Below are 17269 nucleotides of genomic sequence, written 5' to 3' on the forward strand. Positions count from 1 at the left end.
AACAAATGAAAAATATAAAAATTGTATCAATAACTTTTCTAATTGCTTTTTTTACAATCTTTGGTTGTGAAGATGTAATAGATGTAGAGCCTCAAGATAGGGTTACAGAATTAGCTGTTTATGCCGATATTGAGCAGGTAGAGGCCTTAGTTTACCCAATGTACAATAGTACAGAAGGTTGGGCTACAAGTAGAAATGAATTTTGGGGACAAAGGATTAATATTGAAGGCGCCTCTTTTGAAGCTAAATTTAATTTTAGAGACTTAAATAATATATACCAATTAAGAGCTGGTGGATGGTCTAAATCTAATGTTGGACTAGCATTTGCTGGAAAATGGCAAAATTACTGGTCTTATGTACAATCTACCAATGAGTTTTTAAGCAAAATAGATGAGAGTCCTGCTATGGCGTCAGATCCAGTAAAAGCAGAAGTTTTGAAGGCAGAAGTACGTTTTTTAAGAGCTAATCTGTACACTAAGTTAATTAAGTATTTTGGTGGTGTACCAATAATAACAGAGCCTGCGAAAATTTCAGATAGCTTTGAATATACTAGAGATAGTTATGAAGATTGTGTTAAATTTATTGTAGAGGAATTAGATGCAGCAGCAGCTGTATTACCACCAACACGTTCAGCGTCAGAATTTGGTAGAGCTACAAGAATAGCGGCTTTGGCAGTAAAATCTCGTACGTTATTGTATGCTGCTAGTGATTTACATGATCCTAATCTTTTACCACAAACAACTAATACCGAGCTTTATTCTTATCCCGTTGCGAGTAAATGGGAAGATGCTGAAAATGCTGCTAAAGCCGTAATTGACATAGTAGGAGAAGATGCCTTAATTCAAGTGGCAGATGCTAAAGGATATCAAGATTTGTTCTTATCGCCTAATGATAATATAATATTTGCAAGACCTTATGCAGCTGGTTTTTATGAAGTTGGTACAGGAGGGTTTAATGCAGCAAACTCGCTTCCAGATCAAGCGCAATCTCCTAGTGGTTATGGTGGTTGGGGATTATGCTCTCCAACACATAACTTTGCTTTAGAGTTTAATTTTGACGATGGTACTTCTACAGGAGGTGTTACGCCAACTAACCCAAATGATAACAGAGAAATGAGATATTATGCAAATCTTAATTTTCAAGGTGCTGAATTCAGAGGACGCCCTGTTGATTATGCATTAGCTGTAACTCCTAGTGCTGCGACTCCTGATGGTTTAGATTCTCCAAATGGACTTGGTAATGTATTACATTCTTCAAAAACAGGGTATAATATTAGAAAGTTTCAAGATGAATCTTTAAGCGCTACTAATGGAATCTCTGCTAATCGTCCATATATTTTATATAGAGTAGCTGAAATGTATTTAAATTATGCAGAAGCACTGGCTGAACAGGGTAAAGATGGTTTAGCGAGCACCTACCTTAGTAAGGTATCTGTTAGAGGAAAACAACCAGTTATTAATTTAACGGGTGATGCGCTTAAAGATGCTATAAAAAGGGAAAGACGTATTGAACTTTGTTTTGAAGGACATAACTTTTTTGATGAGAGACGTTGGTTAAATGAAGATCATTTAGGGTTTGATATTAAAGGATTGAGATGGACGAAAGAAACAAATGGAGATTTAACTTTTGAAGAGTATTCTCTTTTCGAAGATCCTACCCAAGGCAGAATATGGTTTGATAGACAATACTATCTACCTATACCAGAAGGCGATTCAGAAATAGTGCCTACTTTGGATCAGAATGATGGATATAATAATTAATTTGTTTAATATTTAGTAGTTAGTTGTTTTTTAAATACCGAAGGTTGTGCCTTCGGTATTTTAATATTTATAAATTCCATATGGGTTTGAAAAGATGTAAGTAAGATAAAACCTGTTTATATTGGGTTTTTTAATGGTTGCAAAAAAAAATATAATAAGGTAATATAGATTATCTCTAGGGTAATTTAGAATCAAGCTTAAAAATATTTATAACCTATTTTAGTAAAATGTTAGATACACATAGTCATTGACTCTAAATGATTAATATATCTACATTTAAACAAAAGTCTTTTTTAAAATGCATACTATGGTAATTGAAAAAATTGAAACATTTATACTTAAAGATAAGCTTTCCCAAAGTTTTTTCTTTTCTCAATGGGAATATGCAGAGAGATGTATATGTGTTGTGAAAGTAACTGCATCAAATGGTGAATATGGCTGGGGAGAAGGTTATGGACCAGCAACAGTATTAGAAGCAGGGATTAAATTAATAGAGCCTATTGTAATTGGAGAAAACCCACTAGAAAATGAGGTTATTTGGAATAAAATGTATCGTAAAACGCTCGATTTTGCGAGGAAAGGCGTTTTAATGGCATCATTAAGTGCCATTGATATTGCAATTTGGGATCTAAAAGGTAAAATTTTAGGATTACCAATATCTACTTTATTGGGAGGAGCGCATAGAACCAAAGTAAAACCTTATGCTACAGGTTTGTATTTTACGAACCATAATAATTTTTCAGACGGTTTTGTTGAGGAAGCTCAGAAATATGTTTCTCAAGGTTTCAAAGCCATGAAAATGAAAGTTGGTTTAGGTATTAAGGAAGATGTTAAGAATGTTAAGCTAATTCGTGAAGCCATTGGTGATGATATTGATTTAATGATAGATTCAAACCATGCATATACTTTAAGAGAAGCAGTTGAGCTTTGTCAAAAAATAGAAAAGTATGATATCAAATGGTTCGAAGAGCCTATATCTCCTGAGTTTTATGAGCAATATAGTGAGCTTAGACAGCGAACAACCATTCCTATTGCCGGTGGTGAATGTGAATATTTAAGGTTTGGATTTAATCAGTTAATCAAAAATAAATCTGTAGATATTATTCAACCAGACATTTGTGCAAGTGGTGGTTTAACTGAAGCAAAAAGAATTGCTGCCTTAGCAAGTGCAAATGGTGTAGATTTTATTCCTCACACTTGGGGTACTTCAATTGGTTTGCACGTAGCTTTACATTTTATATCAAACATTGAATCTATTCCTGGAAGAATGTATCAACCGGATTTTTTAATGGAATACGATCAAACAGAAAATGCACTACGAGATAAATTATCTTACCCTTCCATTGAAATGAAAGATGGGATGATTGAAGTTCCAAATAGACCAGGTCTTGGTATTGATATAGATGAAGATGTTCTTAGAAAATATTCAGTTTCTTCTGATATTGAAAAAAAAGATCTCATTAAGAAATTATAAAAGTAAAATAAAATCCCTAATCATAGACTTTAAAATGGCAAGTAGATTATTGAATTATTAATAGTCTGCTATAGCTAATTATTGAAATCAAAATATTAAAAATGAAAACAGAAAATTTCGGATATAAAAAGTTATACATAGACGGTAAATTAGTTGATGCAGAAAGTGGAGAACGAGAAGATGTTATTTGTCCTGCAACAGGAGAAGTAATTGCGCAAATAGCTAAAGCTGGAAAAGCAGATGCTGAAAAGGCTTTACTTTCATCTCAAAAAGGTTTTAAATATTGGTCTAAACTGTCTTTGGCAGAAAGAACAAAGTGGATGCTTAAATTGCGCGATGCTATTTTAGAAAAATCTCATGAATTAAGAACCGCTATGGTTCATGAAATGGGTAAAACTTATGCAGGCTCTCAAGAAGATATCGATAGACTTACCGAGGCGTTAGAATGGTATCCAAACGCCATGCAAAATTTAAGGGAAGAGCAAATTCCAGATCATGATAACACGCATACTCACAGAATGATTTCTCAACCTGCAGGAGTTGCAGTTGCTTATTTAGCATGGAATTTTCCTTTGTTAAACGTCGGTTATAAAATTGGACCGGCATTAGCTTCGGGTTGTTCTTTAATTATTAAACCATCAACATTATCGCCATTATCTACATATATGGTTGGTGAAATTTTACAAAGCATCAATTTCCCTTCTGGTGTTGTTAATATTTTAGCAGGTTCTAGTAGAGATGTTGCAACGCCAATGACTACAAGTAAAATACCAGCTGTAATAACCATGATAGGTTCTACACAAACTGGTCAAAAAATAATTGCAGATAGTACTACATCTATTAAAAAACTAGGAATGGAACTAGGTGGAAACGCACCATTTATTGTTTTTGAAGATGCAGATTTTGATACAGCTTTAGATTTAGCCATTGGATTAAAATTTGGTAATACAGGTCAAATTTGTGTCGCTGCTAATAGAATTTTTGTTCATAAAAATATTTATGATAAATTCTTAAAAGCTTATGTGAAAAGAGCTTCAGAACTAAAAATCGGATTTGGAACTAAAGAAAATCCAGATGTTTTTATGGGCCCATTAGCTTCTAGAGGATCAAGAGATAGGATGTTCGAATTAGTAGAAGATGCTGTAAGCAAAGGTGCTAAATTAGAATATGGTGGAAAGATTCCTGAAGGATTTCCGGAAGGTGGACACTGGATGCAACCAACAATTGTTTCTGGTACAACACCAGATATGAAATTATTTAGAGAAGAAACTTTCGGACCAGTTGCTGGTGTTATGCCTTTTGAAACAGATGATGAAGTTTTAGAATTAGCAAATGATACGGAGTTCGGATTGGCGTCTTATATTTTTACAAATAATCATAAAAGAATAGAGCGATTTACAGAAGACTTAGAGTTTGGAGAAATTCAAATTAATGGTGTAAAATATGCGATTTATTTACCTCATGGAGGTTTTAAAAATAGCGGTATTGGGCATGATTGTTCTCATTTAGCACTCGATGATTATTTAGTTAAAAAACGAGTGTCAACGGCACTATGATTATGGTTGAAAATAAATTACAGGACAGTCTTAAAGAAGGAAAAACACTTTACGGTCCTTTTAGTAAAGTACAAGACCCAGCAATTGTTGAAATAGCAGCTTTAAGTGGTTTCGATTTCGTAATTATTGATATGGAACACGGTTCTTATAGCATCGAATCTGCTCAAAATATGATTAGAGCTGCTGAAGCAAGAGGAATAACTCCTGTAGTCCGAGTTACTGAAAATTCAGAAACTTTAATTTTAAGAACTTTAGATATTGGAGCTAAATGCATTCAAGTACCTCAAATATGTACTAAAGCAGATGCTGATAGATTGGTGAAATCTACAAAGTTTTATCCAAAAGGGCAAAGAGGCATGTGTCGTTATGTGCGTGCAGCTGAATATACAAATATTGGTCCTGCTGATCATTTTGGAAAAGCAAATGATAGTATAACTACTATTATTCATATAGAAGGAATGGAAGGTATCGAAAACTTGGAAGAAATTGTTCAGGTTGATGGTATTGATGTTATCTTTTTAGGCCCCTATGATTTATCTCAATCATGCGGTGTTCCCGGACAAGTTAATGATCCTAAAGTGGTAAAAGCAATGAAAGGAGCAGTTGAAACTGCTAAAAAGTATGGTAAATACGTTGGAACATTTACGGAGTCTCCAGAAAACGCCAAAATGTGGAAAGATATAGGCGTACAATATATTTCTTATGCAGTAGACGTAGGATTAATAATGAATACTTTTAAAGATATAACAAACCAATTACATAGCTAATTGGTTTGTTTTTTCATGATAAACTATACTAACAACTAACTAAACTAACATGAGCAATTTTAAAAAAAACGCCTTCAAATATTCTACCATAGTAGCTTTAGGAGGATTTGTATTTGGTCTTGACGCAGCATTAATTTCAGGGGCTTTTAAATTTATAACTGCAGAATTTGATTTAAATGAGTGGCAAGTCGGATCTCTTGGGTTTGGACCAGGAATAGGTGTTTTAATAGCTTTGCCATTAGCAGCTTGGTCGAGTAATAAATATGGTAGAAAAGCAACCTTGAAAGTAATTGCAGCAATGTATTTAATTTCAGCCCTTGGTTCTGCTTTTGCACCTTCCTTTATAACATTATTTTTTGCTCGCCTTTTGGGTGGGTTAGCATTTAGTTCAATCACCTTAGCAGCCATGTATATTGGAGAAATTGCACCTGCCGAATATCGAGGAAAGTTAGTGTCTATGACTCAAATTAATATTGTAGTTGGTCTTACAGCTGCATATTTCATTAATTATTGGCTCCTTCAAACTACAAATTCTGATGCGGAATGGGTTAATACTTTAGGATTAAAAGAATATACTTGGAGATGGATGCTAGGTATTGAAATTGTACCCGCTTTAATATGGTTTGGATTATTATATATTGTTCCTCGAAGTCCAGCTTGGTTGATTTATCAAGGAAAGTATGAAGAAGCCAAACGTACATTAGCGAAAGTTGTTCCAGAAAGTGAAATTGGCGACCAAATTTCAGAAATGCAACTAAGTGTTGAAGAAAGTAATCAAGACAGATCTGTTGGAACTCAAATGAAAGAGATCTTTAGTAAAAAGATGACTATCGTTACAATTGTGGCTTTTACAATGGCTATTGTACAACAATCTACAGGTATAAACGCCGTTTTAACCTATGCACCAACAGTAATGGAGCAGTTAGGCTTAGGAGAACAAGCAGCATTTCAACAAGCCATTTGGGTTGGATTAGTAAGTATTATTTTTACTGTATTATCATTAGTGTTAATAGACAAGTTAGGAAGACGTCCAATGATGATTTCTGGTTTGATTTGGGTAATTTTAAGTCTAGGAATTTGTGCTTATGGTTTTGGTTCTGCAAAATATGAAGTAACCAATGAGGCTATTGCAGAAATGCAAGATATTCCAGAAGTTAATAAGTTAACAACCTTAGTAGGTAAGCAATTTGCAACAGATATTGAGTTTAAAGAAGCCGTTAAAGGTGTTATGGGAGATATTTCTGCTAGAGATAATTCCAGCGTATTTTTACAGAAATCTGCAGTACTAAATGCAACACTAATCTTGATAGGTATTTTAAGTTTCATTGCAGCATTTCATTTTTCTGTAGGACCAATTATGTGGGTGTTGCTTTCTGAAATTTTTCCAATTTCTGTTAGAGGTATAGCCATTCCATTTTTTGCGCTACTTTCAAGTGTAATTAGTGCATTAACTCAGTTTTTATTTCCGTGGCAACTTGCCAACATGGGAGCAAGTACTATATTTTTGTTCTATGGAGGAATCGTTTTTATAGGTTTGATAATACTTTATAAATTTCTACCTGAAACTAAAAATTTAACAATCGAAGAAATCCAAGCAAAACTTAGTAAAAAATAATTTTCATTATATATACTTATTTATAGATATATGGAAGTATCATCTTTTAATACTGAGCTTAAACTATTACATGTTTATATATAAAACATGTAATAGTTATGAGAAGGGTAAATATGTTTTATAATGTGTTATTTATAGCTTACTCTTTACCCTAAAAACCTACTATTTTTACCATGATTTATACTAATTTAATTAGTTGGTTTAATTTTAAATTTTTATTAAGTATTTATGGAAAAGCTAAGATGCCTAATTGTTTTTTTACTAGTAGTTTCTTGTCTACCTACTAGCGTAGCACAACAAAAGCCAAATATTATTTTCTTATTCTGTGATGATGCTGGTTATGCCGATTTTGGGTTTCAAGGCAGCAAGGTTATGATAACGCCTAATTTAGACAAGCTTTCTCGTGAGGGAGTGAAATTTACACAGGGTTACGTTACCGATGCAACCTGCGGTCCTTCTAGAGCAGGTTTAATAACAGGAAAATACCAACAACGTTTTGGGTATCAAGAAATTAATGTTCCAGGTTATATGAGTGAAAACTCAAAGTATCTTGGAGATGATATGGGCTTGCCATTAGATCAAAAAACAATTGCAGATTATTTAAAAAAACTAGGCTATAAAAATGCTGTTTATGGAAAATGGCATTTGGGTAATGCCGATCGTTTTCATCCCTTAAAAAGAGGATTTGATGAGTTTTATGGTTTTAGAGGTGGAGCAAGAAGCTACTTTCCTTACAAAAACTTCAATGGCGTCCATCATGATAACAAAATGGAAAGAAACTTTGGGAACTTTGAAGAACCTAAAGGGTATGCTACAGATGTTCTTGCTGATGAAGCAATATCATTTATTGAGAAAAACAAAAATAATCCTTTCTTTATTTATTTAGCCTTTAATGCAGTTCATACACCTATGGATGCTCTGGATGAAGATTTAGAAAAATTCCCTAATCTAATAGGAAAACGTAAAGAGGTTGCAGCTATGACATTGGCTCTTGATAGAGCTTGTGGTAAAGTATTAGATAAGTTGAAAGAACTAGGTATAGATGATAATACGATTATTGTTTTTTCTAATGATAATGGAGGTCCAACAGATAAAAATGCATCATTAAACTTACCGTTAAGTGGAACAAAATCAAATCATTTGGAAGGTGGTTTAAGAGTGCCATATTTAATTAAATGGCCAAAGAAATTTAAAGCAGGTACAGTTTACAATTATCCTGTAAGTACTTTCGATTTATTACCAACATTTTATGCAGCGGGAGGTGGAGATGTAAAAGATTTAGAAGATGTTGATGGTGTTAATTTAATCCCTTTTGTTGATGGATCAAACGAAGCACGACCTCATAAATATCTATTTTGGAAAAAAGAAGCACGAGCAGTATGTAGAGATAATGATTGGAAATTAATTCGTTTTGCTGATAGACCTGCAGAATTGTATGATTTATCGAAAGATATTACAGAACAAAACAATTTAGCATTTCAAGAACTTGAACGTACTAAAGAAATGTTTAAAAAATTGTTTGATTGGGAATTGACTCAAGAACGTCCACTTTGGATGTTAAAACAACAATTTGAGAAATATGATATCGACAGAATGGATCGTTATAGAACTCCCGAATTGGTAAAAAAAGAGATGGAAAAATATCAAAAAAGTGAACAGAATACAACAACTATAAAAAATTAACATAATGAAAAGATTATATAAAATACTTTTTGTAGTTACTTTATTCCTTGGGTATAATTGTGCAGACACAACTTCAGAAAAGAAAGAAAGTACTAAATTAGAAGTTCCTGTATCAAAATTTTATCCAGCTTCAGATTTAGAAAACAAAGAAGGTTGGGTATTAAATGAAGAAATTAGTGATGAGTTTGAAGGTATTTCAATAGATACAACCAAATGGTTTGTAGAAGGGCAAAATGGCGATTATTACATCTGGAAAGGACGAGCACCTTCTCAATATGCTCCTCACAACGTTGTTGTTACAGACGGTAAATTAATATTAAAAACACAATGGGAACCAGATTACGCATTTGCAAAAGAAAGTTATGCGGATGGTGCTCACAAAGATACTTATGGCTTACACGAGGGCAAACCTTTACCTGTAACAACAGCAGCTATTGTTAGTAAAAAACGATTTTTAAATGGTTATATGGAAATAAAATCAAAAGCACCACATGCAGCAATGACCGCCGCATTTTGGGCAATTGGTTTTGAACAAGAATTAGATATGTACGAACAATTAGCTGTTCCAAAAATAGCTAAAGAAGGTTCTATAACTAATAATATGAATAGGACTGCCATTCATGATTGGAGTCCTCCTTCTACAAGACCAACAAAAGCTTTTGGTTATGATGAAATGCTACCTTATGTAACTTCTGAAGATTTTCACGTTTATGGAGTTGAATGGGGAGAAGATTATTTAAAGATTTACAGAAATGGAAAATTCATTCACGGGTTTACACAAGATGAATTAGGTACAGACTGGGTTTTAAACAATCCTATGGAAATTTGGGTAGATTCAGAAATTTTTAAATGGTTAGGAGTCCCTCATAAAGAAGAATTACCAGCAACTTTTGAAGCAGAGTATGTGAGGGTTTGGCAAAAACAATCAGATAATTTATTAGCAAAAGATAGAGCATTTTATGGTTTTGAAGGCCCAATTTTGTTTGAAGAAAATGAAAGACCTTTAACTATGGTGCCTGAAGATTCAAATGCAAATGACTATCAAAAATTTTGGCTTTTTAGTGAAGGCTCAGAAAAATACTTAAAAATTACTGAAGGGCATTATGCAAGTGGTGTTGAAGCACTTCAATTTTTTGGATATGGAAAAAATGATTCACTTAACGTAGAAAAAGTTTCAGCAAAAACACCTGTAGGATCTTTAAATTTACCTGCTGGAAACTATAAATTGTCTGCAAAAGTTTGGTTAGATCAAGGTCGAATTACTGATACCATTCATATGTCGTTAATGAATCCTAAATTAGATTTACAATTTAATGGATTAAAAGAAATGCCAAGACTTGAATGGTTAATTGTAGAAACCACGTTTTCAAGAACAGAAGCATCAGCAAAAGATGATGGGATAATTATAGAAATCCGTAAAGAAGATTTGCCAGAAACCAAGGCAGCAAAACTTTTTATAGATGATATAGAAATTAAAAAAGAAAACTAAACAAAAGCTAATAGAGAGAATAAAATGAAGAGATACACAAATTATCCACTTTTTATATTACTTATAGTATTTGCATTTAGTAATTTTAGTTGTGCACAAAAAGTCATAGAAAAAGCTAAACAAGAATCAAGAGAACAAATAGGACCACTTCCTTATTCAGACCAAAACAATGAAGGTGGTTGGGTACTTAATGAAGAATTAAGTGATGAGTTTAAAGGCACAGAAATAGATACTACAAAGTGGTTTGTAGAAGGTTTAAATGATAGATATTACATTTGGAAAGGAAGAGCACCTTCTCAATTTGTACCTCATAATGTTATTGTAGAAGATGATAAATTGAAGCTAAGAACAGCTTGGGAGCCAGACTATGGGTTTGTAAAAGAAACCTATGGAGATGGTAATATGGGTACTTCTCAATATGGTATTTACAAAGATGGATCTCCAATGCCAGTGACTACTGCAGGTGTGTTAACTCACAAACGTTTCTTGTATGGTTACATGGAAGTGAAATCTAAAGTTGGTAATGCCGCAATTACTGGTGCTTTTTGGGCTATTGGCCATGAACAAGAATTAGATGTTTATGAGTTGATGGGGAACCCTAAGAATAAAAAAGGAAATATTAGAGAAGATTCTTATTTAGCAACTGCACATGATTGGAGCCCACCAGCGCAAAGACCAACCAAAATTTTTAATCACGAATTAGATTTAGGTTTCAGAACCGCAGACGATTTTCATGTATATGGAGCTGAATGGGGTGTAGATTATTTAAAGTTGTTTATTGATGGAAAAATGGTTCGTCATTTTACACAAGATCAATTAGGAACTTCTTTTGTGTTAAATAATCCTATGGAAATTTGGTTAGATTCAGAAATTTTCTTCTGGTTAGGTTTACCTCATGCTGAAGAATTACCTGTAGATTTTGAAATAGAATATATGCGTGTATGGCAAAAACCATCAGATAATTTATTAGCTAGTGATGCTGCTTTTTATGGTTTTGAAGGCCCAATTTTATTTGAAGAAAATGGAAGACCTTTAACATTATTACCAGAAAGTTCAGTTCCTGATGATTATCAAAAGTTTTGGACAATTGATGAAGGTTCTGCAAAATATTTATCAATTGCTTATGGAGATTACTATAAAGGTGTAAACAGTTTAAAATTCGCAGGTTTTAGTAAAACAGAAAATTTAGAAGTAGATAAAGCTGTTGCTATGGCGCCAGCAGGTTCTTTATCTTTAGAATCTGGAGACTATAAATTATCAGCAAAAGTTTGGCTAGATCAAGGCGTTGTTGCAGATAAAATTCATATCGTTTTACAAAACCCAAAATTAGAAGTAACTTTTGATGATATTAGAAGTTTACCAAGAAGAGAATGGGTCACTATTGAATCTAAAATAACAAGAACAGAAGCTTCAGCAATAGATGATGCTATTTCTATTGAAATTAGAAAAGAAGATTTACCTAAAACCAGGGCTGCTAAGTTTTTTATTGATGATATAACTATCAAAAACTAAAATTTCAGATTAAAAAAAACAACAAAAACAAACCTAAATATACAATATAATGAGCACTCATAACAAAGCAATAACAAACACTTCGGAAAGTCCATACGTAAAACTAAAAAGTATCAATTTTGGTGATTGTAAATGGAATTCTGGTTTTTGGGCGGATAAAGTAAAAGACGCAGCAGATAAAATGCTTCCTTATATGGGAGACGTTTTATGTGGAGATATCGGTCATGGTCTAAATAATTTTAAAATTGCTGCAGGAGAAAAAGAAGGAGAGCATAAAGGTTTTTACTGGCATGATGGAGATTTCTTCAAGTTTATGGAGGCTAAAATGTATATTTATGGTTTGACCAAAAATGAATCTATTTTAAAAGAATTAGATGAATATATAGCTGTTATTGGAAGAGCGCAAGAAGATGATGGATATATTCATACTCACGTTCAAATTACAAAAGGTGTAGACAGATTTGAGAATAGAAAATACCACGAAATGTACAATTTCGGACATTTATTCATTGCAGGATCTGTTCATTATAGGATTACAGGGCAAACAAATTTTCTGGATATCGCTGTTAAAATGGCAGATTTATTATATGCTTATTTTATGCCAGATACCAAACATTACCAACGTTTTGGTTTTAATCAAACTCAAATTATGGGCTTGGTAGAATTGTATAGAACTACAAAAGATAAGCGGTATTTAAAATTAGCCGAAAAGTTTATCAATAGAAGAGGAACTTACGAAATAAAACATGATGATACAACGGTAGGTTATCCTATTGGAGATATGGTTCAAGAAAGAACACCACTACGAGAATCTACAGAAGCTGTTGGTCACGCTGTGTTAGCTTTATATTATTATGCCGGTGCTGCAGATGTATATGCTGAAACTGGAGAAAAAGCATTATTAGATGCATTAGATAAGTTATGGGAAAACGTAACAGGAAAAAAAATGTATGTTACAGGTGCTGTAGGACAAGCACATTATGGTGCTTCGACTAATTTAGATATGATTGAAGAAGGTTTTATAGATGCGTATATGATGCCAAATATGACGGCCTATAATGAAACTTGTGCAAACCTTTGTAATGCTATGTTTAGTAGCAGAATGATGGGGATTAACGGAGAATCTAGATATGCAGATATTATAGAATTAGTATTGTACAACAGTGGATTATCTGGTATTAGTATAGAAGGAAAAGATTATTTCTATTCTAATCCTCTAAGAATGGTAAACAATTCTAGAAATTACGACTTGCATGATGATGTTACTGAAAGTCCTGTTAGACAGCCTTATTTAGAGTGTTTTTGTTGTCCGCCAAACTTAGTTAGAACAATTTGTAAAAGTTCAGGATGGGCATATAATTTATCCGAAAATGGTGTGGCTGTTGTTTTATTCGGAGGGAATAATTTAGATACTACAATGTTAGACGGTTCTTCTTTAAAATTGTCTCAAGACACAGAATACCCTTGGAAAGGCCTTGTTAAAATTACAGTTGATGCATGTAAAGATTCAGCTTTTGATATTCAAGTTAGAATTCCAAAATGGGCATTAGGCAGTACATTGAAAGTAAACAACCAAGACGCCGGCGTTGAAGTTAATCCGGGCAATTTTGCAACGATTAATAGAACTTGGAAAGTTGGAGATACCATTGTTTTGGATATGCCAATGGAGCCTACATTCATAGAAGGTCACAACAGAATTGAAGAAGTTAGAAACCAATTGGCAGTTAAAAGAGGACCAATTGTATATTGTATAGAAACTCCAGACATTCCAAATGGTACTGCTATTTTAGATGTGTATTTAAAAGAAGAATCTAAATTAGAAGCGGTTCATAAACCAGATTTCTTAGGTGGTGTTACCGTTATAAATACCGAGCTTTTATTAAGAGAAGGTAAAACAGACGATATGTATCAACCTATTACCAAGTCTGTTTTTAAACCATATGAAACACAACTAGTACCATATTACGCATGGAGTAATAGAGGACAAGCTGAAATGACGGTATTTATGCCAGTTGTTTGGCAATAGTTGGTATGATTGTTGTTTAATTAATTCACAAAAAAATCTATTTTAAAAATTAAATTATGATCAGAATGAAATACCGAAATATATTTACTTTATTAACCATTATTACATTTTCGGTTTGTGCTTTTGGACAGAGTAGTCTTGAACAAAGCAAGAATAAAGGTAAAAGAATATATTTATCTAATTGTGTGTCTTGTCACATGGCGAATGGAGAAGGAATGACAGGAGCTTTTCCACCACTTGCTAAGTCAGATTATTTAGAGGATACAGAAAAAACTATCGAAGTCATTTTAAATGGTGCCAGCGGCGAAATGAAAGTAAATGGTAAAAGTTATTACGGAGCCATGGTTGGGTATAGCATGTTAACCGATCAACAAGTTGCAGATGTAATGAATTATATTCAGAATAGTTGGGGTAATGAAGCGGAGATTGTTGATGCAGAAAAGGTGAAAAAAGTTAGAAATTAAGAATATTTAATTAGTCATTTTAGAATAAAAAAAGAGGTCGGATTATTATAATCCACCTCTTTTTTTATTCAATATACTTCTTTAAGGCTTTACCAAAAGAGTAATATTAATTTAAACTAAACCATGATCGGAAAGCGGTAAACTTTTGTATCGTTTACCTGTTGCTTTAAAAATGGCATTTATTATAGCGGGAGCAATAACTGGAACACCAGGTTCTCCAACACCTGTTGGTTTATCGTTACTCTCAATAATATCCACGTGTATTTTTGGAACATCAGGCATTCTTAGCATTTGGTAATCATGAAAATTACTTTGCTCTATAGCGCCATTTTTAGCAGTAATTTTTCCATAGAAAGCTAAAGACATTCCGAAGACTGCAGCACCTTCCATTTGAGCCTTAATGGTGTCTTTGTTAATAGCCATACCACAATCTACTGCTAAAGTCACTTGATGAACTTTCAATCTGTCATTTTCAACTGAAACTTCTACAGCCGCTGCCACATAAGAATAAAAACTATAGTGAACTGCTAACCCAATAGCATGTCCTTCAGGTAAAGATTTACCATATCCAGCATTTTTAGCAGCTGTTTTTAAAACGTTTTTTAATTTGGCTGTATCATATTTATACTGGTCTTTAGTGTCTTGAATCCGGTCTTTACCAATCAAATTTAATCTAAATTCTAGGGGGTCTATACCAGCTTCATGTGCTAATTCATCTGCAAAAACATTTATAGCGAAACCATGAGGAATATTTATTACAGAACGTAACCATCCAATTCTAACATGAGCATCGGCCTTTCCCGTTTCTACTTGTATATTAGGAATATCATAAGGTAATTCTGTAGCACTACTTGATTCCCAGGGCTGAGGTGAATTTTTTCCAGGCGAAAATGTTGAAGCTATAGTTGGTAATGCAAATCTATGTAACCAACCCGTTACATTACCTTTAGAGTCTAATGCGCCTTTTAAATATTGAGATGAAACAGTATGATAATAACTATGTTGAATATCATCTTCACGAGACCAAACCACTTGAATTGGACCGTTTACAGCTTTAGAAATTGCAGTGGCTTCAACTATAAAATCTGGTTTAGATTTTCTACCAAAACCACCTCCTAAAAACGTTACGTTAATAGTCACATTAGCTTCATCAGTATCCAAGAAATTAGCAACTTCTTTACGTGCGGCTTGCGGTGCTTGTATAGGTGCCCAAACTTCACATGAGTTATCTTTTACCCAAACAACCGCATTAGGGACTTCCATAGGAGCGTGTACCAAGTGAGGGAGTTGATATGTGCTTTCAATCACTTTTGAAGATGTTTTGAATGCATCCGCAATACTACCAACACTTTTTTCAACATGTCCTGCTTTTTGAATATTTGCAGTCATACTGTTCATAAAAGTTTCAGAATCATAATTTGCATTATCGCCGTTATTCCATTCTACATTTAGAGCGTCTCTCCCTTTAAAAGCAGCCCAAGTATTTGTAGCAATTACGGCAATACCACCTAATGAACCAAAAGGTTTTCTTATTAGTGGTATTTCTACAACATCTAACACGCCCTTTATCTTTAAAGCTTCAGTTTTATCCAAAGATTTTACAGTTCCAAATGCAACAGGACAGCGTTTTACCGCTGCAAATTTCATATTTGGTAAACGTTTATCTAATCCGAATACGGCACTACCATTTGATAAATTTTCAACATCTATACTTGGTAATGTTTTACCTATATATTTAAAATCTTTTGGATCCTTTAATTTTACTTTTTTGGGTATTTCAAGTGTTTTAGCAGTTTCAACTAAATCTCCATAACCAATTTTTTTGCCACTAGAATGAATAATGAAATGATTTTCTGCCCTACATTCAGATTCAGGAACATTCCATGTATTAGCTGCGGCTGAAATAAGAACGGATTTTACAGTAGCTCCCATTTGACGCATTTTTTCAAAAAGTGTTCTTATACTTCTAGAACCATCTGTGTTTTGGTTGCCATATTTTGAATCTCCAGTAGCTTGTTTTACAATAACTCTGTTCCAATCAGCATCCATTTCATCTGCAATAATAGAAGTCATTGATGTTCTTACGCCTTGTCCCATTTCTGAGCGAGATGCAACTAAAATTAAACTTCCGTCAGTATTTAGTTGAACAAATAAATTTGGATTGAACTCCGAAAATTCAGCTGTTTCAGAATCTAAACCAGTAAATGAATAAACTGTTGAAGCTAAAACTAGCCCTCCTGAAGCTAAACCAATACCTTTGATAAACCCTCTTCTGCTTATATTTTTAATTGGCTCCATAATTAATTTTTGTTTTTTTGTTCAACACAATGATTAATAGCACCTTTAATTCTAGGATAAGTTCCGCATCGACAAATATTACGAGCCATATTACCGTTTATCTCTGCTTCAGTAGGGTTTGGGTTATTGTTTAACATGGCGGTGGCTGTAATTAATTGACCCGATTGACAAAATCCGCACTGAGGTACATTTAATTCTGCCCAAGATTTTTGAAGATCTTGAAGGTTTTTTGTTTCTCCTTCAATAGTAATTATTTCTTTTCCTTGCATTGCAGAAACTGGCATTAGGCAAGAATTTATAGCGTTACCATCCATTAACACCATACAAGCACCACATAAACCTTTTCCGCATCCAAATTTTGTGCCTGTAAAACCAATAATGTCTCGTATTACCCATAGTAGTGGCATGGTAGCATCCGCATCTACGGTATGTTCTTTTCCATTAATTTTTAGTGTTATCATAATTAATTCGTTGTATTATATGTTTTAATAAGTAATTGATATAGCATGTTATAGATAGATTATAAATGTATCTATTTTCCTTTAAATTGATTAGCTCTAGTTACCCTTAATTAGTCAAAAATTACCTTAATTTTTGTATGAAGCATTATGATTTTATAATTAAG

12 protein-coding genes are annotated in these 17269 nt (G+C 33.3%); 10 read left to right on the plus strand and 2 right to left on the minus strand.

What is annotated here, in order from left to right; translation table 11 throughout:
• Window positions 1–5 precede the first annotated feature (5 nt).
• The 10 genes from AAFN75_RS13850 to AAFN75_RS13895 all read left to right on the plus strand — a co-directional run bounded on the left by AAFN75_RS13850 (window position 6) and on the right by AAFN75_RS13895 (window position 14346).
• Window positions 6–1760: a RagB/SusD family nutrient uptake outer membrane protein gene (locus tag AAFN75_RS13850; RefSeq protein ID WP_411806885.1), complete on the plus strand. Its 1755-nt coding sequence runs from the start codon at window positions 6–8 to the stop codon at window positions 1758–1760.
• Between the two features lie 307 nt (window positions 1761–2067).
• The gene (locus AAFN75_RS13855) at window positions 2068–3234 is read left to right on the plus strand and encodes a mandelate racemase/muconate lactonizing enzyme family protein (protein WP_411806886.1); all 1167 of its coding nucleotides are present in this window, start codon (window positions 2068–2070) and stop codon (window positions 3232–3234) included.
• 101 nt (window positions 3235–3335) lie between these two features.
• A complete protein-coding gene (locus AAFN75_RS13860; protein WP_411806887.1) occupies window positions 3336–4790 on the plus strand; it encodes an NAD-dependent succinate-semialdehyde dehydrogenase in 1455 nt (484 codons plus the stop codon).
• Between the two features lie 2 nt (window positions 4791–4792).
• Complete coding sequence (locus tag AAFN75_RS13865; protein WP_411806888.1) at window positions 4793–5557, plus strand: HpcH/HpaI aldolase family protein; 765 nt, start codon at window positions 4793–4795, stop codon at window positions 5555–5557.
• 49 nt (window positions 5558–5606) lie between these two features.
• On the plus strand, window positions 5607–7172 hold the full coding sequence (locus tag AAFN75_RS13870) for an MFS transporter (RefSeq protein WP_411806889.1): 1566 nt from the start codon (window positions 5607–5609) through the stop codon (window positions 7170–7172).
• A gap of 228 nt (window positions 7173–7400) precedes the next feature.
• Entirely contained in the window at window positions 7401–8855 is a 1455-nt protein-coding gene (locus AAFN75_RS13875) for a sulfatase-like hydrolase/transferase (protein WP_411806890.1), read from the plus strand.
• A 4-nt stretch (window positions 8856–8859) separates the two neighbouring features.
• The gene (locus AAFN75_RS13880; RefSeq protein WP_411806891.1) at window positions 8860–10344 is read left to right on the plus strand and encodes a family 16 glycosylhydrolase; all 1485 of its coding nucleotides are present in this window, start codon (window positions 8860–8862) and stop codon (window positions 10342–10344) included.
• 24 nt (window positions 10345–10368) lie between these two features.
• Window positions 10369–11856, plus strand: coding sequence for a family 16 glycosylhydrolase (locus AAFN75_RS13885; RefSeq protein WP_411806892.1), 1488 nt, complete (start codon window positions 10369–10371; stop codon window positions 11854–11856).
• Window positions 11857–11905: 49 nt separating this feature from the next.
• Window positions 11906–13882: a glycoside hydrolase family 127 protein gene (locus AAFN75_RS13890; protein WP_411806893.1), complete on the plus strand. Its 1977-nt coding sequence runs from the start codon at window positions 11906–11908 to the stop codon at window positions 13880–13882.
• Between the two features lie 65 nt (window positions 13883–13947).
• On the plus strand, window positions 13948–14346 hold the full coding sequence (locus AAFN75_RS13895; protein ID WP_411806894.1) for a c-type cytochrome: 399 nt from the start codon (window positions 13948–13950) through the stop codon (window positions 14344–14346).
• Window positions 14347–14457: 111 nt separating this feature from the next.
• On the opposite strand, the gene AAFN75_RS13900 is transcribed toward AAFN75_RS13895, so the two are convergent.
• The gene (locus tag AAFN75_RS13900; RefSeq protein WP_411806895.1) at window positions 14458–16644 is read right to left on the minus strand and encodes a molybdopterin cofactor-binding domain-containing protein; all 2187 of its coding nucleotides are present in this window, start codon (window positions 16642–16644) and stop codon (window positions 14458–14460) included.
• Window positions 16645–16646: 2 nt separating this feature from the next.
• Window positions 16647–17105 (minus strand): (2Fe-2S)-binding protein, encoded by a 459-nt coding sequence (locus tag AAFN75_RS13905; protein ID WP_411806896.1) that lies wholly within the window; start codon window positions 17103–17105, stop codon window positions 16647–16649.
• Window positions 17106–17269 lie beyond the last annotated feature (164 nt).

This window comes from Algibacter sp. AS12 (assembly GCF_046736315.1).
In the GTDB taxonomy this organism is placed as follows: Bacteria; Bacteroidota; Bacteroidia; order Flavobacteriales; family Flavobacteriaceae; genus Algibacter_B; species Algibacter_B amylolyticus.

Excerpts from the sequence above, each read along its gene's own strand:
- AAFN75_RS13850 (WP_411806885.1), top strand. The coding sequence starts at position 6 with ATGAAAAATATAAAAATTGTATCAATAACTTTTCTAATTGCTTTTTTT.
- AAFN75_RS13855 (WP_411806886.1), top strand. The coding sequence starts at position 2,068 with ATGGTAATTGAAAAAATTGAAACATTTATACTTAAAGATAAGCTTTCC.
- AAFN75_RS13860 (WP_411806887.1), top strand. The coding sequence starts at position 3,336 with ATGAAAACAGAAAATTTCGGATATAAAAAGTTATACATAGACGGTAAA.
- AAFN75_RS13865 (WP_411806888.1), top strand. The coding sequence starts at position 4,793 with ATGGTTGAAAATAAATTACAGGACAGTCTTAAAGAAGGAAAAACACTT.
- AAFN75_RS13870 (WP_411806889.1), top strand. The coding sequence starts at position 5,607 with ATGAGCAATTTTAAAAAAAACGCCTTCAAATATTCTACCATAGTAGCT.
- AAFN75_RS13875 (WP_411806890.1), top strand. The coding sequence starts at position 7,401 with ATGGAAAAGCTAAGATGCCTAATTGTTTTTTTACTAGTAGTTTCTTGT.
- AAFN75_RS13880 (WP_411806891.1), top strand. The coding sequence starts at position 8,860 with ATGAAAAGATTATATAAAATACTTTTTGTAGTTACTTTATTCCTTGGG.
- AAFN75_RS13885 (WP_411806892.1), top strand. The coding sequence starts at position 10,369 with ATGAAGAGATACACAAATTATCCACTTTTTATATTACTTATAGTATTT.
- AAFN75_RS13890 (WP_411806893.1), top strand. The coding sequence starts at position 11,906 with ATGAGCACTCATAACAAAGCAATAACAAACACTTCGGAAAGTCCATAC.
- AAFN75_RS13895 (WP_411806894.1), top strand. The coding sequence starts at position 13,948 with ATGAAATACCGAAATATATTTACTTTATTAACCATTATTACATTTTCG.
- AAFN75_RS13900 (WP_411806895.1), bottom strand. The coding sequence starts at position 16,644 with ATGGAGCCAATTAAAAATATAAGCAGAAGAGGGTTTATCAAAGGTATT.
- AAFN75_RS13905 (WP_411806896.1), bottom strand. The coding sequence starts at position 17,105 with ATGATAACACTAAAAATTAATGGAAAAGAACATACCGTAGATGCGGAT.